We start from the raw sequence: 23,359 nt of genomic DNA on the forward strand, positions 1-23,359 counted from the left end.
GAGATTAGGTTTCGAGATCGTATTTGCTGCATCACAGCAGGGTTACTTGATGTAGATCAATTCACTTGCGTTGAGCATCGCGCGGCAGAACGCCGATAGCCCGTTTCGTTTGACGAAGTCAACGCAGTCGTCTTTTTCTTCGCCTTCAGGTAGTCGATTGAACGCGATTTGATAGGCCGAGTCGACTTGTTTATCGATCTGATCCGATTCGGATTCCAATCGCTTGGCCATCGCGACACTCATGTCCAACGTGAACTGATGATTCAGCATCGTCAACGCTTGCAGCGGTGTCGTCGTGACAGCCCTACGTGGAGTCCCGAAAGCACAATCAGGTTGATCAAATTCGGTCATCAAATCGATCACCGATGCCCTCGCATTCTGATGGTAGACGGCCCTTCGATAGGTTTCTGGACCGTGCTTATCAAGCGGAACGTAGGTGCACACATTATCCTGCATGAAGTGATACAGCCGGAACCCGGGGCCACCCGCAGGCACAGCCGACTGCGAATCGTCCGCAGCGGCATCGGCTTGCAATATCGATCCACGCTGCCAAACGCCACTGATTTGCAACATCGTGTCGCGAATCGCTTCGGCCGAAAGACGTCGCGGCGGGAACCGCCAAAGCAGCCGATCATCGGAATCGACCGAAGCGGCCTCCGGATTGAAACTCGAAGACTGCCGATACGCTGGGCTCATCATGATCAACTTGTGCATCGGCTTGATTTGCCAATGGTTTTCACGAAGCTTTGCCGCCAGAAAGTCCAACAGCTTCGGATGACTCGGTCGCTGACCCATATAGCCAAAATCACTTGGCGTGGCGACGATCCCAGTGCCGAAGTGATAGTGCCATAAACGGTTCGCCAACACTCGTAACGTCAGTGCGTTCTCAGAATTTGTGACCCAGTTTGCGAAAGCCAAACGCCGATCCGACTCACTGGAATCGCTTTCGAGTGAATAACCGAACGAAGCCTGCTCAACGGAACTGTCACTCGGTCCGTTCGACATCACTGCCAAACTGGACGTGGTCACAACGTCGCCATGTTTTTGCGGACTGCCGCCCAAGAACACATGAAACGGGCCCTTCGCCTTCTGTGCATCATGACGGCCCAGCCAAGCACGCGGCAGCGGAGGAATCGCGGCAAGCTGCCGATTAACCGCATGCAGTTGAGATTGCCAATCCTTGCGCTGCTGAATCTCGGCATCAGTAATTGCAGCGATCGAGAGGCGATGATTGCGATGCTTTGCGCCGCCCTCGCCATCATGCGGCGTTACTTTCCGATCGTCCCCGCTGGCAACAACCGTCCAGTGTTCGCGGTCTGAAGAAACCTCGACTCGGTAGTCCGCGACAAAGGCAAACTTTCGCTGATCCGGCTGACTTTCACCCTTCGCACTCGAAAAAACAACCCGGTTGATCGTCGTCGGTTCCGCTAACTCGATCGTCAAGTCATTACTTGTAGCGATAAAGCGGGCTCCGGTTTGACCATCGATTGCCAGCTGCGGCCCATATGCATCAGGAAAGTCTTCGATACGACGCGCGTTGCCAAATGCTTTTCCGCCTGCCGAAGCAAGAGCCACGTTCTGAGCGTTCGGCTCATCTGACCAGATTTCGAACTCGTCGATGTTGAACCCGGTCGAGATTTCGGGCCGAGTATCCTGCGAAACACAAACCAAGCGAACAAACTTTGCAACAATCGGATCAAATCGCTCCTCCGTGCCGGTCCGATCAACAGGCGGGCGAACCCAAGTTTTGGCATAGTCCGATAGATTGTCGTTCCCTCGTTTCAAGACGGATTCGCTAAGCTCACGAAGCTGCCTTTCGAGTGCAGCCTTTTGTTCGTTGAGTGGCTGAACCTGATCATGCCGCTCCTTGCGTTGCTCGCTGCTCGCCCAAACTTCGCTGCCATGAACGGTGCCCGCAAACGTGCTGTACAGCGAGTAGTAATCTTCCTGAGTGATGGGATCGAATTTATGATCGTGGCAACGCGCACAGCCCATCGTCAGTCCCATAAACGCTTCGCTGCTTGAACGAATCATTTCGTCAATGGTATTCGCCCGGATCTGCGCCGCTTGAACAGGATCCTGGTTGCCCACATCGTCATAGGGACCGGCGACCAGAAAAGCACTTCCGATGACAACACGAGGATCGTTAGGGGCAATGACATCACCAGCGATGTGCTCGCGAATCAATTGGTCGAAAGGCTTATCTTCATTCAAGCTTGCGATGACGTAATCACGAAAAGGCCAAAGATCATTGATGATGACGTTCCGTTCAAATCCATTGCTTTCACCGAAACGCACCACATCCAGCCAATGTCTGCCCCAGCGTTCGCCGTAGTGATGCGATTGCAAAAGGCGATCGATCAATTTCTCATACGCATCGGGCGATTCATCATTCACAAACGCGTCGATTTCAGCTGGTGTCGGTGGCAAGCCGATCAGATCATAGGTCGCTCGTCGAATAAGAACGCGACGAGATGCCGGCTGGTTCTGTGACAAATCAGACTTCGCGAGCTGCTCGTCGATCAAAGTATCAATGGTGTCAGCGTCGTTCCATTGCAGCGGTTTAAATGCCCACCAGTTCGCATCCGCCTTGGCTTGGTGTCGCAAGCGAAAGCCTTCCGGCCATTTGGCTCCCTCGTCGATCCACCGACGGATCGTTCCCACTTGCTGATCCGAAAGTGGTTCGCCTTCGGCTGGCATTGCAGGCTTCTCGCCGTCGACAGCAGTGATCAGCTCGATCAGATAACTTGACTGAGAATCATTGGGGATGACAAAGTCCGATTCAATCAGCTGCACTTCCGACTCAATCGACAAGTCACCTTTCGCATTGCCGGGCCGGTGACAACGCAAGCAGTGCTCACGCAAGATCGGTGCGACGTCCTTTGCAAAATCGACAGCAGAATCTTCGGCAAGGGCTGGATCGGCAAAACCGATCGTCAGCACAACAACTACAAAGCTTCGAAGCAATGTTGAATCTGCTAAGCGGCGAATCGATAGATCAGTCATGGCGATCGAGTCCACGGCGAATGCCATGGTGCTTTTGGCGGGAGGGATGGAGCCGGGCGGGGCTACCATCATACCGCCCCGACGGAAGCGGTGCCAAAGAATCGCTTCCGCCGATCATCGAGCAGCGTATCTGCCAGACGCCTACTCGCCGCGTGTGATGACGATTTTGCCGAAGTGGGCACCGGATTGCAGGTGCTCGTAGGCCGCAGGCACATCGTCAAAATCGAATCGCTTGTCGATCACCGGACGCAGTGAATTGACTTCGATCGCGCGATTCATCGCTTCGAACATCTGACGGCTGCCCACGTAAATTCCTTGGACCGTCAATCGCTTGAATAACGTCATCATTGGTGAAGGGTTCTGTTCTGGATTTCCAGTCAAGACGCCGATCAAACTGACCCGCCCACTGACCTTCGCCGACGCCAACGACTTTTCAAACGTTCCCGCGCCGCCGACTTCAATGACATTATCGACTCCGATGCCATCGGTTTCATCGAGAACCAAACGCTCCCAATCCGGATACTTCTTATAGTTGATGGTGACATCGGCACCTAAGCCTTTCGCCCGTTCAAGCTTTTCATCGCTGCTGGATGTGATAATGGTGCGCATCCCAAAAATCTTAGCCAGTTGCAGCGCGAAGATGGAAACTCCACCAGTTCCGAGCATCAACACCACTTGGCCTGGCTGTGGTGTTGCGAGGGTCAGTGCTTGCCATGCCGTTAGCGCCGCACATGGCAACGTCGTGGCCTCTTCAAACAGATAACCTTGCGGGACCGAAACCCAACCGTCTTCGTGCAGGGCAACCCTTTCGGACAAGACCCCATCAACCGCCCCGCCAAGTGCGGATCCGATTTGCGGATCGGTCAAATCACCGTCCAGCCATTTCTGAAAGAATAGGCTCGCGACATGGTCACCGACTTTGAAACGGGTTACCAACTTGCCGACCGCGATGACTTCACCGGCACCGTCGGAAAGCGGAATCAACGGTGGGTCACGCTTAACCTTGTCATTACGGATGTAGCCACCAAACGGCATCGCCAAGTCGCGGTAATTGAGCGACCAGGATTTCATTTCGACCAGGACATCTAGCGGCCCCAGTTCAGGTTCTCCGATGTCAACCTGCTTTAACGATGCCAGCCCACCCGGACCGGTGATGTGATAACTCTTCATCCGACCGCCATTTTGAAGATTGCTTTAACAAACGACAAATCGACTCCGCATCCTTCGATCGAATCGATTCAGAAAAGCGTGAGTCGTGTATCGTGTCGCGCCTCTTGTATTGTATCGCAACCCAACCCCCTCGCCGTGGCAGTTCGCACCGCCAGCACATGAAGGGGTTATCATGACAGGCTCCTGCCTGCCTCATTCCCACGCACAACCTACCCATCCCAACATGCGCAAAACGAAACGGTTTCACTCGATGTGGCTTCGTCGCTGGCGTTCGATCCTGCCAGGCGTTTGCGGCCTGGTCCTGTCTGCCGCCAGTGCTCATGCAGCTGACGTTCGGGTGATCTATCCCGAGTTCGAACCTCAAATCGCCGGAAAAGAAGTCGATTGGATTTACGGCGATTACTTGATGAGCAACGACCATTTGTCGCTCACGATTGCCGCCCCAATCGCCACTCGAGATGCAAACCTGACCGTCCGTGCGATCGGCGCGTCGATTCTAGACCTTTCGGTTAACGACGCTTCGAATGATCAACTGAGCGCCTACACACCGACCGCCCTGCGATACGAATTCTTTGACCCCAGCACGGTTGATGTTGGCAAAGATGGCGACACCGTGTTCTGGAGCTGCCAATCATCCAAGTCGGTCGCCGAAGACGGTACCACCGCGACGGTGCGGTACGAACTGAGCGAAGGGCAGCCCTTCGTGGTCGCGACGGTGACGATCACCGGTGATGGCGCCAAAGACATCAAAGCCTTTGATATGGTCCGTGCCGACCAAACATTTGATCTGGAAACCGTAGACAACCTAGCGGTTTGCAAAGACGAATTCTTTCGCTCCACAATCGGATTCCAAGCGACCTCTGGTGACAGCGCACCGACATGGGATGAAAAGAAACGCCGCATGAAGGAACTGCGGTTCAGCGGTGCCCAAGTCGAATCGTTAGAAAACGGGATTCGCTGGAGCGTTCGAATTTACCCCGCCACCAGCATTACCGACCTAAAAACGGTCGTCAAAAAAGAGAATGCCAGTGCCCCGATGCGGACGATCCAAATCGGTTCGGACGCACCGGTCAAAGAGGGCCAAGCGTTTGTTCAACGCGCGACACTGAAGATCACGGCAAAGGGCAACGAAGACACAAAACCTGAAACGATTTTCACCGATGACCACGGTGTTGCAAAGCTTCGCTTGCCTGCCGGTCAGTACGAAATCGAAGCCAGTGCGAGCGGCTACAAGTCGACCACTGAAACGGTCACCTTAGACGACCAAGCGTCGACAACGTCACTGAAACTTAGCGAATTCACCGGCTTTTCAGCTGTCGCGACCGACGGAAAAGGCAATGCCATTCCCGCCAAAGCAACGATCTATTCCGTTGACGGCAAAGATCCCAACTTTGGACCGGATAGCACTCGCACCTTTGTCAAGAACTGCGTCTACGCCGTTCACGGAACGATGCTGGTAGCACTGGACCCAGGTCAATACGAAGTCCACTTTAGCCATGGCCCAGAGTTCAACAGCGAATCTCGAACGTTCGAAGTTGTTGCCGGATCGACAAAACAACTCGACATCCACCTGCCACACGTGGTCGACACCACCGGCTGGGTCAGTACCGAACTTCACAGCCACAGCAGCCCTTCGGGCGACAACACGTCTGACCAATTCGGCCGCGTCGAAAACCTGGTTTGTGAAAACTTGGAATTCGCCCCTTGCACCGAACATGCAAGAATCAGCACCTATGTCCCACACCTCGAAGCGATGGGCATTGTCGAGGCGATGGCCACTTGCAGCGGCATGGAAGTCACCGGGCGGCCTCTACCGGTCAATCACCAGAATACGTTTCCTTTGCAACGGTTCCCCCACACACAAAACGGTGGTGGCCCGCGTGCTGACGTCAACCCAGAAGTTCAAATCGAACGCATCGCCATGTGGGACAATGGCGCCGACAAGGTGATCCAAATGAATCACCCCAACCTTCATCAGATCTATGGTGACTTGGACGTCGACGGCAAACCGGATGCAGGCTTTCGCAAAATGCTGCAGTTCACCGATGTTGTCGAGGTTCATCCGCTGCAAACGATCTTCGACGATGTCGCGCTTTCACCGCCCAACGTTCGCGAAATGCGCATCCCGCTGTTTCAGTGGATGCAGCTGATCAACCAAGGCTATCGCATCCCTGGTGTCATCAATACCGACGCCCACTACAACCACCATGGCAGCGGATGGCGCCGCAACTGGTTTGCATCCAGCACCGATGATCCGGCAAAAATTTCTACCGATGAAATGGTTCGCCAAGCCGAAGCGGGCCACATCATCATGTCCACTGGCCCGTACATGACCGTCAAAGCGTCCAGCAAATCGGTCGACAAGCTCGCAATCCCAGGCGACGACCTGATCGCGAAAGACGGCAAAGTCAACGTTCATGTCACCGTGCAGTGCCCCAACTGGTTGGATGTCAATCGCGTGCAGTTGTTTATCAACGGGCGAGCCGCTGAGCAGCACAACCGAACTCGAAAGGCTGATCCAGACCAATTCGGAGAAGCCGACTCGGTCGTGAAATTCGATTCGTCATTTGAAGTCGAACTGGATTCCGATGCGCACATCATCGTCGCGACAATCGGTGAAGGCATGACGATGGAAAAAGTCATGGGCCCCAACTATGGCAAACGGGCTCCGATCGCGGTCAGCAACCCAATTTTCGTTGACCTCGACGGTCATGGGTTCGAACACAATCACGATGAACTCGGATTGCCGCTACCTAAAACGGTCGATCACCATCACCACGATCACGAACATCCACACGATCACTAGGTCTAAAGTCCCCATCACGGTCCCCGTGATGTCGGAGAGCACCGCGCGTCGGCACGGCGGAGTGTGCCGGGTACTGTGGGTGCCTGATGAATCAGTACCCATCACGGTCCCCGTGATGCCAAAAGAGCACCGCGAGTCGGCGCGACGGAGCGTGCCGGGTACTGCGGGTGCCTGATGAATTAGTACCCATCACGGTCCCCGTGATGACAGACAACACCGCGAGTCGGCACGACGGAGCGTGCCGGGTACGATGGATGCCTGATGAATCAGTACCCATCACGGTCCCCGTGATGTCAGACAGTACCGCGTGTCGGCACGGCGGAGCGTGCCGGGTACTATGGGGGCCTGATGAATCAGTACCCATCACGGTCCCCGTGATGCTAGAGAGCACCGCGCGTCGGCACGACGGAGCGTGCCGGGTACTATGGCAGATTGCGTTCGAAACGCCAACAAAACAAGCCGATGTCCATCGCAATGAACATCGGCGGCATTTGATCGTGATTTATAGATCGGTGCGCTCAGCACCAACCGCAGAGATTATTTCTTGCGGTGACGGATCTTGCTACGCATCCGTCGTTTCTTACGACCTACCTTACGCCGCCCTTTTCCAGTTTTCTTGGTACCCACCCAGTCAAATCTCCAAATTCGTTGACACCGCAAAATGCGGTACTTTCAGTAGTTAATCTTGACGATCCCAGCGTACAAAACGCACTGGGTCCTCGGTCGGGCCCCAGAGGTTAGCAGATTACGTCTGGCCGACAAGGCGAAAAGATTCGCTAACTGTCCATGTCAAGCAAATGCCTTTGACGTGAAGCCTGCATTCGCGATTAATCCCGCCCGATGGACTGGTACTTTTTCGGCATGCTCGAATCCAATCTGAAAGCAAAAGCGGCTCACCCCACCAATTTGCAACTGGGTGCCAGAACAATCCAACTTCGCCGTCCCCCACAAACGGGTCAGCCAAAGGAACGGTCCATCACTATTGCTTCGATCTTAGGATTAGCCGTATCGCATTCGCCACGGTTTCAGCGCAATAACCGAGGCGAACGCCCGTCGGCTGATGACCCTACCCCGTATTTTCAAATGGAACGAAGCACCAGAGTTCGGCTACCACAGATACCAAGCTTTTGCCCAGCAGACGTAGACCCCCAGCAAGAAATTGGTGACGGCATGGGCGACCACACAGTTCCAAAATTTCCCCGTCCGGAACATCATCCAGGTCACCAACGAGAACCAGACGATCGCCGCAATAATCTCGCCAGGATGCGTGGCCACAGCGTAAATGGTGGCCGCCACAACACCTCGACGCCCGATGCTGGACAACGACAGTTCGGTCCAGTCCTCGGACTCGACAGACCGCATCAAAAAGCCTCGCAGGAAAAGCTCTTCCGCAACCGGGACGCAGACCGCCAGAAGCAAAAACCTTGCGATCAAAAAGCTGATCAGTGAAACGCCTGGCGCGTAAGTGATGAAAGGATCCACGCCTTCGCGTGCCGGAAGCCAGTCAGTCGAAAGAGACAGCATCTGAAGAACGGATGACTCCAAATGCAGTTCACAGATGCCGATCCACAAGACCGCGCCGATCCCCCCTGTGATCCAGCCCCATTGATCCAAAACCAAGGGGAACTGCCGAAGGATTTCGCGGCCAAACCAGAGGACACAGGCGGTCATCAACACGACTCGCGCGGCGACCATTGCCAGATAGGCGGTCCCGTTGACCGTTTGGTCGTCGACAATAGGCTCCACATTGACCAACATACCAATGACGAAGAACAACATCAACGGCAAGATCATTGACGCCTTTGCTTGCCACGGATCACTTCGGTCAGACGAACGAATGTCAGCTTCTTGATTCACCTAACCACTCCGCTGATCGCGGCAATGCATATGACGAGATCCGCTTACAAACTGGAGGAATCCACTTCGCGACTGTAGACCGCAAGCGCGGTTTCAAAGGTCTCGGACTTGATGGTGTATTCCGGATTCGCGTCGGTGTATCGGTTGCAATGATCAACCAATACGCGATAGAGAAACCGAAACAGGTGCCTGGGAACACGCAGCGAGTGAAACGCGCTGATCATCCGGTTGTAGTCTAAATCCGAAAACAGATCTTTCGGCTCAGGGGATTTCCCAGGTTGTGCACATGCCATCATGCGTGCACGCGCCAAATCGTAAAGCGACTCACCGGTCCACTGAAACATTGGGATGACGTTTTGCTTGTCGAGCCGGGCACGCTCATGGAAATCGCGTGACTCACGCTCCATGTCGCGATACAGCTCCTGAGGCAACATCAGTTTGAAACCGATTCCAGGATGTTTTAGCAACTTATTGTCTAGCAGCGGCCAAACGAACAATCGCATCAGTTCGACTTTGCCGCCCGTCATGTGTGGCTCATCAACACGGTCGAGCAACACAATCGTTCCGGCATACCCCAATCGTGAAAGCACCGACTGGAATTTGTTCAGCAATTCATAGCGGTCATCAGTACGGTCGTATCGCGGCAAAGGTTGGCTTGCCAGTTCTTTAGCTGGGATCGAATGCAAGACTTTGCGGACAATGCCCATCTCGCGTTTGCCAACACGCATGTGGCGACGGATCTGATAGGCCGCCCAAGACGTTTTGATCAATCGAAGCAAGTATGGCCCCGAACCGATTAACATCAGCACCGGCATTAGCCATAGATAGTCCCACACCGAGCGCACTGCGTTTCCTTGATCATCGACCGCACCACGACTGGTGAACATCAAGTAGACAAATGCGATCGCAACAACGACGCACCAAAGGCACGCAAACCAGCAACTGAAGTGTGTCGAAAGGTTGTTGTAGCCGAGCTTCTTGCGGAACGAGTTCCAACGCTCGACGAACGCGCCATCGCTGCTTTGGTCATAACAGGCTGCCAATAACAACAGGTCACGACGGTCGTTGTGATCCAATCGTGCAAGAGACTCGCCTTCGATACCGTCGGCAACCTGTTCGGGTTTTAGGATCTGATCGACCAGCTTTGTCACGCCGATACAAAGGATCGAATCCATGTGGTCCCAGAGCTTCCATTCTTTCAGCACACGTTCAGGCTTTCGCGCCGTACGACGACTGAGCCGTTCGCTGAAGTGGTCCAGGAACGGATTGAAATCGTCATACGCGATCGTGAAAACTCGCTGCCCCGCGTTTTCCTGATTGAACTTTTTCAGATGCCTGAGGATCTGCAGACGCATCGCGGTTTTCCCCGAGCCTTTGGGACCAAAGACCATCGCGGTCGATGGCTCCTTGGGATCGCCATAAACCTTGTCCCAAACGGGATGGTACGCGTTGGCGATGCAATGCTCTTTAAAAACCTGATCGGTCTGTGCGTCTTCCTCCGCGAACGGATTGCGGACGATCCCATGGTGCTCTAACAGACTCTGAATATTCATGCCGGGGCTTCCTGCTGGTGCTGCTCTTGGTTTCCCTTGTTTGACGAAGGAATTACTTGCCGACCGACTTCGTCATTTCAACGAACTTTTCACGGTTCGCTTTGACGGTCTCCGCAGGCCCGACGAGCTTTGCGAAGTACATTCCGCCGTCTTCACTGGCAAAGATTGCTCCGACCATCGCGTAGTTTTCGCGTTGAACGGTTCGGCCACCGAAGAATGGCCCACCGCCCATCGATTCAGCAAATGAGCCGGTGACATCGACCAAGTGCAGTTCAAAAGGACCAGCCTTCACGGTTTCGGTCTTCTGGTCTTCTTCCTTTCCGCCGGAAAACTGTCCTTTCCAACGCTTAATGTTTTGGGCAACCCCACCGCCTGCTCGCATCATCGTCAGACGCGCGGCCGCGTCGCCTTCGCCGACCTTGAATTCGTGCTCGATGATCCGCGATTTCTTTTCCGATGGCTTAAATTCGCTGGGAACGGTCATCTTCGCTTTGCCAAGTACGTCAATCGCTTTGGCTTCTTCCGCCGAGCTTTTGCCCGCGGTGAAAGTCATCATGGCAAGCGAAAAACAAGCCATTGCGGCTACAAAACGGGGCGAACGAAACATCATGGAAGCTCCACTGGCGTAGTAAATGGGTCTTGGTTTGAGCACATCAATCGATTTACTGTAGCTGATTCGGCAACGAAGACGAATTGGGCTGGGAAAACTGTGTGCAAATTGGGCACCAGCGACGCGATTGTTATGCTTTTTCAATCAATTCGCCCGAGTCTGGCAATTCGCTCGAGTCTGACCGACATTGGCCGATAGGGGTCAGCAATGCAGCCGCTGTAGAAGAGTTCGGCAGCACAGCACAAACGCCTGGCTTTGAAACACGGGCATTCGTACTCGGACACAGCGGTGTGTTCGAAGCAGCCTGAACCCCGGATAGCCTGACATCGAAGCAATTCTGCAGAACGATCCAGCCGGAGCTATGCACCTGCCGAAGCGACCAATACCAGGGTCACTACCAGCCCGACCACAAGGGCCCCTAAGACGGCGACTAGGGTCAGACGTCGATTAGCCCGCTTCCGCCTCGTCGCACCAATTTTGGCGGTCCCAACGATTGAAGAATCCAGCGGACTGGTTTTCTCGGTCGCGATCGATTTCGTTTTCCCCATCCCTGGATTTGCAACCGGTTCAACCTTTTGACTGGTTCCAGGTAACCGATCGGCAATCTCGGGCAATACTTCCGAAGCTTCGCGCCACTGCGGCCAGCCATCCCGCCAGAGCAGCGCGTTCTTTGCCACACGCCCCTGATCGATCCAATCTCGCAGCACGCTGGTATCAGCAGGTCCGTACTGGCCACCGCTCGGTGGTCGGACGTACCAAGTTGCCGGCTCGTCACTGGTCAGCACATCCGTTCCGCTCGCACTGGGTTGCTCGGCAGCCGGTTCGGGGATGCTCGCCTGCATGGAATCGCTAGTTTTTTGAGCGACCGTGGGCTGAGCAATCGTTGCGACAGCGGAGTCCTGGGAGTCGTAGCTGGGTGAGGTAGACACCTGTTCGGCGTCCCGGTTCGATTCCGAATCCGTTGGCACAGCCTCCTCAAGAGGCAAGGAGCGTTCGGCATCCGCAGCCGGGATACGAAAACGTGTTTTGCACTTCGGGCAGACACCCCGACGTCCAGCTAATTCGTTCTTGATGTTGAGGGGTTTTCCACATGCGTGGCAAGCAAACCGGATTCCCATCGTTTCTACTTGGCGTCGAGAAGAGTTTTTGGGCCGCGGCGGTGTGAAGGTCGCGAATCGTTCTAGTATAACCGTCTACGAAATATAGCCAACAATTTGGTCGTTCAGCGAAGCGCTTTGGAAGCCGCCCAAAGTAGGCAATTTGGGCAAACATCTATTTCGTTCTTTACGAGCAGCTCTCATGTGGTGGTAACCACTTGTATCGTTCGATTGCGTTTCAGTTGAGGTGTAGTGACTCGTCAAATCCTGCGGGGAAAACGAGTGAAAGACGACAACAGGCGATCCGACGGCTGTTTAGCCCCGGATTGAGCTGTCTGTTTACCCGCAGCGGCGGCCGGTTCCCAATCTAGGATTTCTGCCTTTCGCCCCGCCCACCGAGTGAGCTGCTTGATTCCACCGCTGTGGTATCTGAAAATAGCTTCCCCTCACACCTCTTCCAGACAACGCGTGTCTTTGCCTTACTCCCCGCACCGAGCCCACCATGAAATCGATCGGACACCGGATCGGACTGATCACCACTTCTAGCGCCGCTTGCATGTTCTTGTTCTTGTGGATTGCCGGACCTGCCGAACAAGCACAGGCACAGTCAAAGCCTTTTGTAGCGAACTATGACGAATCGAAAATTCCCGATTACAAACTTCCCGACGTTCTTGACGGTGTAACCAGTGCAGACGGTTGGCAAGCGAAGCGATCTCAATGGCTGGGGCTTTTGTCAAAGGAGATGTTCGGTATCGCACCAGCCGCGGATGCGGGAGGCGAGACCAAGGTCGAAACGACCAGCGATGACGTTGCGATTCTCGACGGAAAAGGTTTCCTTCGACAATTGACGCTCAAGCTGGCCGGTGAAACGGTCCGTGTCGCCTTGTTCTTGCCCAACGAAGCCAAACAAAAGGCCGTCCCGGTATTTATGGGATACAACTTCGGTGGAAACCACACCGTTTTTGATCACCCCGCGATCGATCTGCCGACCAGTTGGATGCGCAAAACAGATGATCACAAAGCGTCTGATGCGGACCGTGGCAGTTCGGCATCGCGTTGGAGCATCGAACGGATGATCGATAGCGGTTTCGGATTAGTGACGCTGTACTACGGCGATGTCGATCCCGACTTTGATGACGGTTTTGAAAATGGCGTGCATCAACGACTTGGCAAACCTGGTAACGACGAAGCCGCATCGATTGCGACTTGGGCCTGGGCGTTAAGTCGTGTCGTCGATGTACTGGAAGAAGTCGACGAAGTGGACGCGGACAAAATCGCCGTCTTTGGCCACTCGCGTCTTGGCAAAACTAGCCTCTGGGCCGGTGCGACGGATCAGCGTATCGCACTGGTGATTTCCAATAACTCCGGATGTGGAGGCGCCGCGTTATCGCGCCGTCAAATTGGTGAAACCGTCTGGCGGATCAATACATCCTTCCCGCATTGGTTCTGTGGGAACTTCAAAAAATACAACAACCAAGAGGACACGATGCCTTTTGACAATCATGTCCTGTTGGCATTGGTCGCACCGCGTCCTTTGTATGTTGCCAGTGCGTTGGAAGATCGATGGGCGGACCCGAAAGGCGAGTTTCTTTCCTGCGTTTATGCCGATTCGGTCTACAAGTTGCTAGGTAAAGAAGGACTGCCGTCACACGAAATGCCGGTCGTAGGCGAAAGCTTACAAGGAACGATCGGATACCACATTCGAGAAGGCAAACACGATGTCACCGATTTCGATTGGCAAAAGTACATCGAATTCGCCACTCGTCATTTGAAAAACTAGCGTCGACCTTCATGGATGCTTTTCGGCGAACCAACCCATCAAGGACCTCAATCATGCGATCGATCTTCAGCCTTTTGCTGCTTGTCGCTGTATTGGTGCCGACAAGCTTTGCCGATGAAGTCACAAGTGCAAACGCGAAGCAAGTCGCCGCGTCGAAGCTTGCCCAAGCACAATCCGCACTCGCGAGAGCGCGGCTGCAGGCTCGCCGAGCGGACGCGCATCGTATGCGCTATGGGTACGGAATCGGCACGAGCTATGTCAGCCCTTATGGTGGACCATGGTATGCACAGCCGGTTTGGCCAAGCCCATACCCGCAGACTTATTACGCCCAGCCTTACTACACACAGCGCTATTACACGCAGCCGTACTATCGTAGTTACAGCACGCCCAGTTACAGCACGCCAACCTATAGCACACAGCAGAGCCAGCGAAGTTACCCACAACCTGCGTTGCGTGGCTATTCGCCTCAGCCAGCCTTGCGTGGTTACACACCACGGCCCAGCCTTCAATCGCAATAGGTTCTCGCGGCTCGGCTTCTAAGCACGCAGCTTATCGGTGCCGCCTTTAGTCGCTTTACTTATTTGCGATCACGCGGTGAAAGTGAAGGCGAACTTCCTGATCGACAACTCGGCGAACGCCTTCGACAAGGCAGGCCGGTTCGTTTTCGCTTTCGCCACGGGCGATGATTTCATCGAGCCCCGTTCCGGGGTCGACGCTAAACGTTCGCTGGTTGATCGTTTGATTGCCGGCGTCCAATTCAGGGATGATGAAGTGGCAAGTCGCGCCATAGCTGAGCATCCTGGCGGCATGAGCATCATGATAGGGGCGAAAGCCTGGAAAGCCTGGCAGCAAACCATGATGCAAGTTGATAATGCGTCCGCCGGCGAACTGCCAGCAGGTGCTCGGCGGTAGCACTCTCATGTATCGTGCCAGGACGACATAGTCGACGTCGAACTCATCGAGCAGCTCAACCATCGCGTCGTCGTTGGCCGCTCCGCTGTCATCGCCGATCCGCTTGAAGGGCACGTCGAATTCATCTGCCAGCGACTGCAGTTTCTTTCGGTTGGAAATCAGCACAGCTGGGATGGCGTTGATCTTGCCATCTTTAATCGCTTGCAGGACAGCTCGCGGTGTATGTTCGACAAAGGTGCAACAGATCGCCAGACGCGGCGGGTCGTGCTGATCGGGGCTCCAAACCCGAATGGCCAACCCGGTGTGATCGCCGATTTGCCGCATCGCCGATTTCAGCATTTCGAACTGAGAATCGTCGATCGCGATCCGGCACAACATCGCAAAAAGCTGCTGGTCGTCGTGGTCATACATCTGGATTTCGGCGATGTTGGCCCCCTGACCGGTGACGTAGTGGATGATTGGGTCGGCCAATCCCACGTTGTCAGGCCCAAGTGCAGTGATGACGACTTCCATTAAAATGCTCCAGCTGCTATCCAGTCTCGTGCGTCGTTTGATGCACCGTTTACACGAAAACGCCACAAAACGCGATACCTTCCCGTGAATGTGCCACCACTAGCGATCCGCCTGAAACGCGATCAGGTGCCCAAAGGCGAAAATTTGTGCGATCATTGCACCGCCAAGTGCTGTCACTATTTTGCCTTACCGATTGACGCCCCGACGACGCGGAAGGATTTTGACTACATCCGCTGGTACCTGCTACACGACAGGGCCACGGTTTTCGTCGAAGAAAGCAGCTGGTACTTGCTGGTCTACACCACCTGTAAACACCTGCTGGACGACCACCGCTGTGGGATTTATGAAACCCGCCCACAGATCTGTCGTGACTATACCACCGACGAATGTGAATTTGATGACGACTGGTGCTACGACCAATACTTTGAAACGGCCGAACAGATCGACGAGTACGCCGACGGGTTGTATGGACCGCAGTTCGAAGACCCGAAGCAAAAGGACCGTCAATCACTGCGTCGGCGACGTCCGAGCGGGCTTCCGGTTGTCGGCTAGCGGGCTGTTGGCTAATGACATGTCGACTAGCGAACTTGCGGTGAGCGACTTCGGATCATCCCCGCGATAAGAACCCTATCGATCGGATCGGCTGCCTCCCGAAGTCCCTCGCGCATCGTTGCGGCAGCCGATTTCCACTTCCAATACACAACATTGCTTTGATTCGATTTCCATGTCTTTGATCAAACCTCGAACCCTAAACGGATTTCGCGATTACCTTCCCGCCGTCATGATTCCGCGAGAACGGTTGATGGAGACGGCTCGAAAGGTGTTTCGTTCTTTTGGCTTTGCACCGATCGATACGCCAACACTGGAATACCTGGAAATATTGACGGGCAAGGGCAGTGACGAAACGGACCGTCAAATCTATCGCTTCGAAGACAATGGCGGACGAGCCGTTGGAATGCGTTTTGACCTGACGGTGCCCTTGGCACGTTTCGCGGCGCAGCACATCAACGAATTGGGAACACCCTTCAAACGTTATCACATCGCACCGGTCTGGCGTGGCGAGCGTCCCCAGGCGGGACGCTACCGCGAATTCATGCAGTGTGACTTTGATACGATCGGCACCACCGGCGTGATGGCGGATATTGAAGCCGTTGCCGTTATCAATCGACTGCTCAGTGAGATTGGTTTTGAAAAGTTCACGATCAGCGTCAACAACCGCGGTGTCCTTACCGAACTGCTGCGGTCCTTAGATCTGGAAGACAAAAGCGTTGAACTGCTTCGAGCCCTCGATAAGCTTGCCAAGATCGGGCGCGAGCGTGTGGCTGAGGAGATGTGTGAATCCGCAGGCGTCTCCGCTGACCAAGCTGACAAAGTACTTGCACTGGCCGAACTCGATGGCGATGCCGATTCGATCTTCGCCCGACTGCCTGAATTGATCGGCGGCACCGAATCAGGACAAGAAGCGATTACTCGACTGCAAGACGTTCATCAAGGCGCGCTGGCTGCTGGTGTGCCGGTTGACCGTTTGAAAATCGACGTGTCCATCGCGCGCGGGCTGGACTATTACACCGGTGTGATCTTCGAAACCACGCTCGATGACTTACCAGGCATCGGCAGTGTTTGCAGTGGTGGACGGTACGACAATCTGGCGGGGCTTTACACCAAGCAACATCTGCCCGGAATCGGTGCTTCGCTAGGCCTCGACCGGCTGCTCGCCGCGATGGAGACCCTGAACCTGTTGGGGGATGCGAAGACGCCTGCTAGCGTGTTCATCGCCTACTTTGATGCCGATCGACGCGACGACTATCTGAAACTTTCGGCGACGCTCCGCGATAAAGGGATCTCCAATGAGATCTACCCCGATCCCAAAAAGCTGGGTGCTCAGCTGAAGTACGCCGACGGGCATGGGTTCCGTGTCGGACTGGTCGCCGGAGCAAACGAGTGGGCGGAGGATCGAATTCAAGTCAAAACGCTGTCGACCAAACAGACACAGGACGTGAATTATCGGCACGACCAGCCCGACGAACTGGTCGCAACTTTGAACCAGATTCTTGCAGACGAGGTATAGTAGAGGGAGCGAAGGCGTACCGCCGAGGCGATACAGGGCTTCGCAAACCTTTTCTCAGATCCAGTCGCTCTCCTCAGGCTGAACGCTTATGTCGACCCTCGCCTCGCCGCCGAACAGCCATTCCGGCAGTCCATTGGTCCAGGCGACCGATCGTGCGAGTTTCGAACATGTTATCAACGAGCGAATCGAAGAAGCTCGGCGAGCGTTATGGTGGAGCGAACTGACACGGTCGGTGCTAAGGATCTTGATCGGCGGCATGTCGGCGCTGCTGCTGTGGTTGGTACTTGATCACTGGGTCTATTCCCCCAGCATCGGTGTTCGTGTGCTGTGCTTTGCCGGTTCCATCGGCGCAGGCGTTTGGTACTTCGTCCGGCACACTTGGCCGCTGATGACCAAGCAGGTAACCCGAGAATACGCCGCCTGGGCTTTGGAAAAAGACCAGCCCGACTATCGGCAGCAACTCACTAGCTATGTGACGTTGAAACCGGAAGCTTCCAAGGGGGTTCGTGCACGCGTCGTTCAAGTGATAGGATCGCGTGCCGCTTCGCTTCTGAAAACCTACGACGTGCTCCCCAGTGAAGCGACCGGGACCTTTCGCTGGTGGATCGCTGCGGCTGCCCTCTTCGCAGTCCTCGCCGCCTACGCGGTCGCCTCGCCTAAAAGCTCAGTCGAATCGGCTAAACGATTGATCGCGCCCTTGGCATCCATCGATCCGGCCAAACGAGTTCAAATTCGTAACGTCAGTCCTGGAAATACGCGGACACTTGCCGGACGCCAAGTCAGCGTGTCAGCCGAAGTGCTGGGACTGTTTAGCGATGAAATTGTCACTTGCCTTGTCACCAGTGAAACGTCGGAAAAACAGATCGAACTGGTCTTTGACGAAAACGCGGATGCCTATGTCGGAAATATCGATGTCGACCACTCGTCGACCGGCAGCCTTCAATATTCAATCGAAGCAGGCGACGCCAGCAGCGGCCCCTATCGGATCTGGATCGAGAACGTACCGGTCGTCGCGGTAGAAAGTTTGCGCTATGAACCGCCCGCCTACACAGGCGCGCAAGCGCGGACGACGACCAGCCCCGCAATCAATGCGATCGACGCGACGAAAGTCCTTATACGTGCACGCACGAATCGGCCAGTCGCCCGCGCCGAATTGCAACTCAACTGCAAACAAGTGGGCGATGACTATCGATCGACCGGTGGCATCGTCAAAATGCAAATTGCGGACGATGGCGTATCGCTTTCCGCGAGCATGACCATGCGCAGTGCGGTCGGCCGCCCCAACGCGGTCGAACCTGAAAACTACCGCATTCGTGTCTGGGATCATAGCGACCAGGCCAATCCGGATCCGATCATCTATCCGATCAAGATCGTTCCCGACTTGCCACCGGATGTCACCATCGTCGTCCCGCGAAAGTCACCCAAGGAAGTTCCGGTCAACGGCCAGCAGACAATCGAAGTTCATGCCATGGACCCGGACTATGAACTCGCCCAGGTCCAGCTAAAAGTCACACGCGGATTGGACACCCTCGCTGAACCGATCATTTGGAAACGAGAGACCAATGGCAAAGGCAACCAAGTTGCGGTATTCCGCTTTCGTCCGTTCATCCATCGCCTAGGCCCCGGTGACAAGGTCAAAGTCACAGCGACGGCGATCGACAACCGCAATATCCCTAACGACCCGCGAATCAAACCCAATTCCGTAACCACCGATCCGGTCGAACTTCGGATCGTCGAAACGGAATCCAACTTGCCCGAAGACCCGACGGACAACGACGGGTTGTCGACGCCTGACAAGCAGCCCCCAACGGATGTCAAACCTTCCGAATCGGGCGAAGGCGGATCGGCATCCGGATCTGGAACATCAGGAGGTGAGTCCGAAAGCGAACAGTCCAGCCAAAACGGCCAGTCTGGGCAAGGACAATCTGGCGGCGAATCGGGCGAGGAACAAGAACCGAACGAGAATAGCGTTTCGAATGATGGGTCCGCCGACGGCGAATCTGGTGATCAAGAAAACTCGTCCAATGATCCAAAGCAATCCAGCGGTGGCTCCGATAGCAGTTCATCGTCCGGCGAGAACTCTCAGCAAAACGGCAAGCCCAATCAAGACGGTAATCAGAACGCTGCGGACGGTTCTGATGAAAACTCACCAAATCAAAACCAGCAAACTTCCGACAGTTCCGACGCAAGCAATTCCGACGGGCAAGGGACCAAGGCTCAACCTGAAAACAACAACACATCGACAGACGCAACTTCAGATCAGACCGACCAAGGTAACTCAGAAACCACTGGCAACACCGATCCAGGAAACAATCAGCAGAACCAAAGTTCTAGCGGCAACAGTTCTGGCGGCGACGACACTGGTGAAATGGGCTCCGAAGAAGCGTTCTCTGAAAACTCTGCATCGAACAACCCAAATCAATCGGGTAGCGAATCGAGCGATCACTCATCTGATGATTCGCAAAAATCAGCTCCCGAGCATGATGGCGAAGCGTTCGAACGAATCAAAGACTTCTTGGAACGCAAACAGAATCAGCCGCAAGGTTCGGGAGCATCTGACCAACAGCAGTCGAAAGATCAGTCTGGACAGAGCGAAACAGAGTCAAGCGAAACAGGGTCATCGGACGAAAGCCAATCCGGTGATTCAGCTGAGCAATCCCCGGAAAATCAAGGCTCTGGAAAGGAGGGTTCTGAACAGCAAGCCAAACCGGACCAACAATCTGGAAGCAATCACAAGGACAAGGGTGCTTCAGGTGAAAATCAGTCGGGTGAATCAGGTTCAGAAGCTAGCCCCGAACAGAGTGGCGAAACGGGACAAGAGGGCGATACATCAGATCAATCTGGCGAACCGAACCAAGCGCCTTCAAAGGGAGAAGGCGACAGTGATGCGATGAACCCGTCCGACCAAACGGATGGTTCGTCAGATGATCAGGAACCGTCTCAAGGTGACCCCAGTGGTAATTCGCCTGAATCAGATAGCCCGTCCAGTAGCGATCAACAGTCTTCGTCAGACCAAAACAACACTGCCGATGCGTCGAACCAGCCGTCAGCCAACCAACCATCAGCCAGTGAAGCCTCTCCAAACGGGAAAGCCTCAAATGGAAACGACAGTGGGTCTTCACCGTTTTCAGAAACCGACGATGCCGAGCCACCGCCGCCACCTGATTTGGATTATGCAAAACAAGCAACCGACATGGTGCTCGACTATTTGGATGAGAATCGAGACAAGATTGATGACGATTTGTTAGAGGATCTGAATTGGTCCGCAGATGATCTTGAGCGTTTTCGCAAGCGTTGGGAAAAGGTTCGTGACATTGACCAAGCAGGCAAAGATGCAAACCAATCGCAACAGTTCGAAGATGCGTTAAAAAGTTTGGGTTTGCAACCAGGTCATTCGACGCAGAACGCAACGAATCGCCCGAACGATTCGCTGCGCAATCTCAAGGATAGCGGTAATCGTCGTCAAGTTCCGGCACCGTTAAGAGATGCGTTCGAAGCGTTCCGGCGCAGGTAGATCATTCGTCGGGAATGAACCGTCGTTTGGACACACCAAACCTGAGCCGCTTTGGCGTTAGCCGCGGTTGAGTTGGTAGTTGGATTCAGTCTGCTGGATAACCGACGCTAACGCGTTTCGGCTCATTCGCTGCACCTGAGCCGCTTTGGCGTTAGCCGCGGTTGAGTTGGTGTTTGGATTCAGTCTGCTGGATAACCGACGCTAACGCGTTTCGGCTCATTCGCTGCACCTGAGCCGCTTCGGCGCTAGCCGCGGTTGAGTTGTTGGCTGGATTCAGTGTGATGGATAACCGACGCTAACGCGTATCGGCTCATTCGTTGCACCTGAGCCGCTTTGGCGCTAGCCGCGGTTGAGTTGTTGGTTGGACTCAGTCTGCTGGATAACCGACGCTAACGCGTTTCGGCTCAGTCGTTACACCTGAGCCGCTTCGGCGCTAGCCGCGGTTGAGTTGGTGATTGGATTCAGTGTGCTGGATAACCGACGCTAACGCGTTTCGGCTCATTCGCTGCACCTGAGCCGCTTCGGCGTTTGCCGCGGTTAAAAAACCTGCATGCAACCCACGACCACATAACCGACGCTAGCGCGTTTCGGCTCAGTTTCCTAATCGCTTCTTCAACTTTGCGATTTCTTGACGTTCTGACTCTTCATCAAAATTCGGATTGGCTTCGGTTGGGACTGCCGCGTGTGTCTGCTCACGCCAGCGTTTCAATTCGTTATGCAAACGCTCGCAAACTTCGGCATTCTGCATCGCCAAGTTCACTGACTCTCCCGGATCCGCTTCCAGGTCATACAACTCCAACGCACCGTCTTCAAAATATTCATGCAACTTCCACTTGCCCATCCGAATGATGCCGCATGGTCGACTTCGATAGAGCAAATCGCGTTGACCATCGAACCGTGAATAGCTTTGCAAGTACGCCGGGAAATGCCAGAACAGACTGCGGTGATTGAAACCGTGGACGCCATCGCTGGTCAGTTCACCGCTAAGCAATGGCTTCAAACTCCAGCCATCCATGACTTGGTCTGGTGGTTCCGCGTTGGTGATCTCGCAGAACGTCGGATACAGATCCACATTAATAACCGGTACATCACAAGTGGATCCGGGCTCAGTCACACCGGGCCAGACCACAAACATTGGTTCTCGAATGCCGCCTTCGTAGTAGGTGCCCTTGTAACCTTTCAAGGGTGCCATCGAAGTCGCCGGTCCGTAGCCGCCGTTGTCGCTTGTGAACACGATCACCGTATTATCCGATTGCCCCAGGTCATCGATCGCTTTAATCAACCGACCAACACCTCGATCCACGCTTTCGATCATGGCAGCCATCACCGCATGATCGTGTAGTTTACCTTTGGGCTTCGCTTCATATTTTTTGACCAGTTCTGGCTCACCTTGCAGCGGAGTGTGTACCGCAAAGTGCGTCAGATAAAGGAACCAAGGCTGTTCCGAATCCTGACTGACAAACTTGATCGCTTCATCAGTCAATCGATTGGTGAGGTATTCATCCTTTGGTGCGTCTTGCAGTTCCTTGATCTTCCCGTGTGGTGGGAAGTAGCCTTGAGGCGGGCTGCCACCATGTGTACCGGCGAAGTTGAAATCAAAGCCATACGGAAGCGGGTCATCACTCAAATGCCACTTGCCGATCGTTCCTGTCCGATACCCCGCCTCACGAACGCAGTGGGCCCAAGTTTTAATGTCTGTCCGCAGCGTGTCGGTGCCGGGAATATGCATCAATCGGCCGTGTTTCTTTTTGCCACGGCGCGAGGTCCCGACGTTGTAGATTTCGTGGCGAGGCGTGTACTGACCGGACAGCAGGCAGGCTCGTGACGGAGCACAATTTGCCGCGCCGGCATAGGCATTTGTGAACACCATTCCCTTGGCTGCAAGTGAGTCGAGGTTTGGTGTTTCATAAAAGTCGCTGCCCATGAAGCCAGCGTCTCGCCAACCGAAGTCATCGAGAAAGATAAACAGGACGTTGGGGCGTTCGGCGGCGGACGCATGTGCGCAAAGCATAACCGCCAAAAGCAGCGTGAGCGTAGTTCGCATGGCAACTGAATCGTGGAGGCAATCGAATGACGAGATTTCAGTCTAACGAGTCCATTCAGGAAACGCGTTTGGCTTTAAGAAAGTTGCCTGGATTTGTTGGTGAGAAGAAACCGTGGCTAGGCCAATACGGCTCAGGGTTGGGTGCAAACACTGAGCCGCATCGCGATAGCGACGGTTGATCGAGTGCCGTTGTGGCTCGGCAGGAAGAGCATCCAATGCTCTCGTTAGCACATCAGCCGCTGAGCGTTAGCTCACGGTTAACGACAATGAGTTCACGAAACCGTGGCTAGCGCCAATACGGCTCAGGGTTGGGTACAAACACTGAGCCGGTTCGCGTTAGCGACGGTTGATCGAGCGCCGTTGTGGCTCGGCAGGAAGAGCATCCAATGCATTCGTCAAAACATCAGCCGCTGAGCGTTAGCTCACGGT

14 protein-coding genes are annotated in these 23,359 nt (G+C 54.6%); 6 read left to right on the top strand and 8 right to left on the bottom strand.

The window, feature by feature from the left end; genetic code table 11:
* Positions 1–42: 42 nt before the first annotated feature.
* Positions 43–3,006, bottom strand: coding sequence for a DUF1553 domain-containing protein (locus LOC67_RS08585; RefSeq protein ID WP_230262178.1), 2,964 nt, complete (start codon positions 3,004–3,006; stop codon positions 43–45).
* Between the two features lie 141 nt (positions 3,007–3,147).
* The gene (locus tag LOC67_RS08590) at positions 3,148–4,176 is read right to left on the bottom strand and encodes a zinc-dependent alcohol dehydrogenase family protein (protein ID WP_230262179.1); all 1,029 of its coding nucleotides are present in this window, start codon (positions 4,174–4,176) and stop codon (positions 3,148–3,150) included.
* 223 nt (positions 4,177–4,399) lie between these two features.
* Here LOC67_RS08590 and LOC67_RS08595 point away from each other — a divergent pair, with 223 nt between their 5' ends.
* On the top strand, positions 4,400–6,982 hold the full coding sequence (locus tag LOC67_RS08595; RefSeq protein WP_230262180.1) for a CehA/McbA family metallohydrolase: 2,583 nt from the start codon (positions 4,400–4,402) through the stop codon (positions 6,980–6,982).
* A gap of 1,107 nt (positions 6,983–8,089) precedes the next feature.
* Here the strand turns inward: LOC67_RS08595 and LOC67_RS27545 are convergent.
* The 4 genes from LOC67_RS27545 to LOC67_RS08615 form a co-directional block, all read right to left on the bottom strand.
* A complete protein-coding gene (locus LOC67_RS27545) occupies positions 8,090–8,839 on the bottom strand; it encodes a type II CAAX prenyl endopeptidase Rce1 family protein (protein WP_230262181.1) in 750 nt (249 codons plus the stop codon).
* Between the two features lie 44 nt (positions 8,840–8,883).
* Positions 8,884–10,392: a hypothetical protein gene (locus tag LOC67_RS08605; protein WP_230262182.1), complete on the bottom strand. Its 1,509-nt coding sequence runs from the start codon at positions 10,390–10,392 to the stop codon at positions 8,884–8,886.
* A 52-nt stretch (positions 10,393–10,444) separates the two neighbouring features.
* Positions 10,445–10,948 (bottom strand): hypothetical protein, encoded by a 504-nt coding sequence (locus tag LOC67_RS08610; RefSeq protein WP_230262183.1) that lies wholly within the window; start codon positions 10,946–10,948, stop codon positions 10,445–10,447.
* A 413-nt stretch (positions 10,949–11,361) separates the two neighbouring features.
* Positions 11,362–11,931: a DUF4339 domain-containing protein gene (locus LOC67_RS08615; RefSeq protein WP_230262184.1), complete on the bottom strand. Its 570-nt coding sequence runs from the start codon at positions 11,929–11,931 to the stop codon at positions 11,362–11,364.
* 670 nt (positions 11,932–12,601) lie between these two features.
* Between LOC67_RS08615 and LOC67_RS08620 the strand changes: the two genes are divergently transcribed.
* Positions 12,602–13,879 (top strand): acetylxylan esterase, encoded by a 1,278-nt coding sequence (locus LOC67_RS08620; RefSeq protein WP_230262185.1) that lies wholly within the window; start codon positions 12,602–12,604, stop codon positions 13,877–13,879.
* A 53-nt stretch (positions 13,880–13,932) separates the two neighbouring features.
* Positions 13,933–14,397, top strand: a complete 465-nt coding sequence (locus tag LOC67_RS08625; protein WP_230262186.1) for a hypothetical protein — start codon at positions 13,933–13,935, stop codon at positions 14,395–14,397.
* Positions 14,398–14,452: 55 nt separating this feature from the next.
* On the opposite strand, the gene LOC67_RS08630 is transcribed toward LOC67_RS08625, so the two are convergent.
* Complete coding sequence (locus LOC67_RS08630) at positions 14,453–15,304, bottom strand: formyltransferase family protein (protein ID WP_230262187.1); 852 nt, start codon at positions 15,302–15,304, stop codon at positions 14,453–14,455.
* 84 nt (positions 15,305–15,388) lie between these two features.
* Here LOC67_RS08630 and LOC67_RS08635 point away from each other — a divergent pair, with 84 nt between their 5' ends.
* The 3 genes from LOC67_RS08635 (at position 15,389) to LOC67_RS08645 (ending at position 20,886) form a co-directional block, all read left to right on the top strand.
* Positions 15,389–15,856, top strand: coding sequence for a YkgJ family cysteine cluster protein (locus LOC67_RS08635; protein WP_230262188.1), 468 nt, complete (start codon positions 15,389–15,391; stop codon positions 15,854–15,856).
* Between the two features lie 178 nt (positions 15,857–16,034).
* Entirely contained in the window at positions 16,035–17,372 is a 1,338-nt protein-coding gene (gene hisS / locus LOC67_RS08640; RefSeq protein ID WP_230262618.1) for a histidine--tRNA ligase, read from the top strand.
* Positions 17,373–17,460: 88 nt separating this feature from the next.
* Positions 17,461–20,886, top strand: a complete 3,426-nt coding sequence (locus tag LOC67_RS08645; protein ID WP_230262189.1) for a hypothetical protein — start codon at positions 17,461–17,463, stop codon at positions 20,884–20,886.
* A gap of 592 nt (positions 20,887–21,478) precedes the next feature.
* On the opposite strand, the gene LOC67_RS08650 is transcribed toward LOC67_RS08645, so the two are convergent.
* Positions 21,479–22,930 carry a sulfatase gene (locus LOC67_RS08650; protein ID WP_230262190.1) on the bottom strand — a complete coding sequence of 484 codons (1,452 nt, stop codon included), beginning with the start codon at positions 22,928–22,930 and terminating at the stop codon, positions 21,479–21,481.
* Positions 22,931–23,359: the final 429 nt, after the last annotated feature.

It is taken from the genome of Stieleria sp. JC731, from assembly GCF_020966635.1.
In the GTDB taxonomy this organism is placed as follows: Bacteria; Planctomycetota; Planctomycetia; order Pirellulales; family Pirellulaceae; genus Stieleria.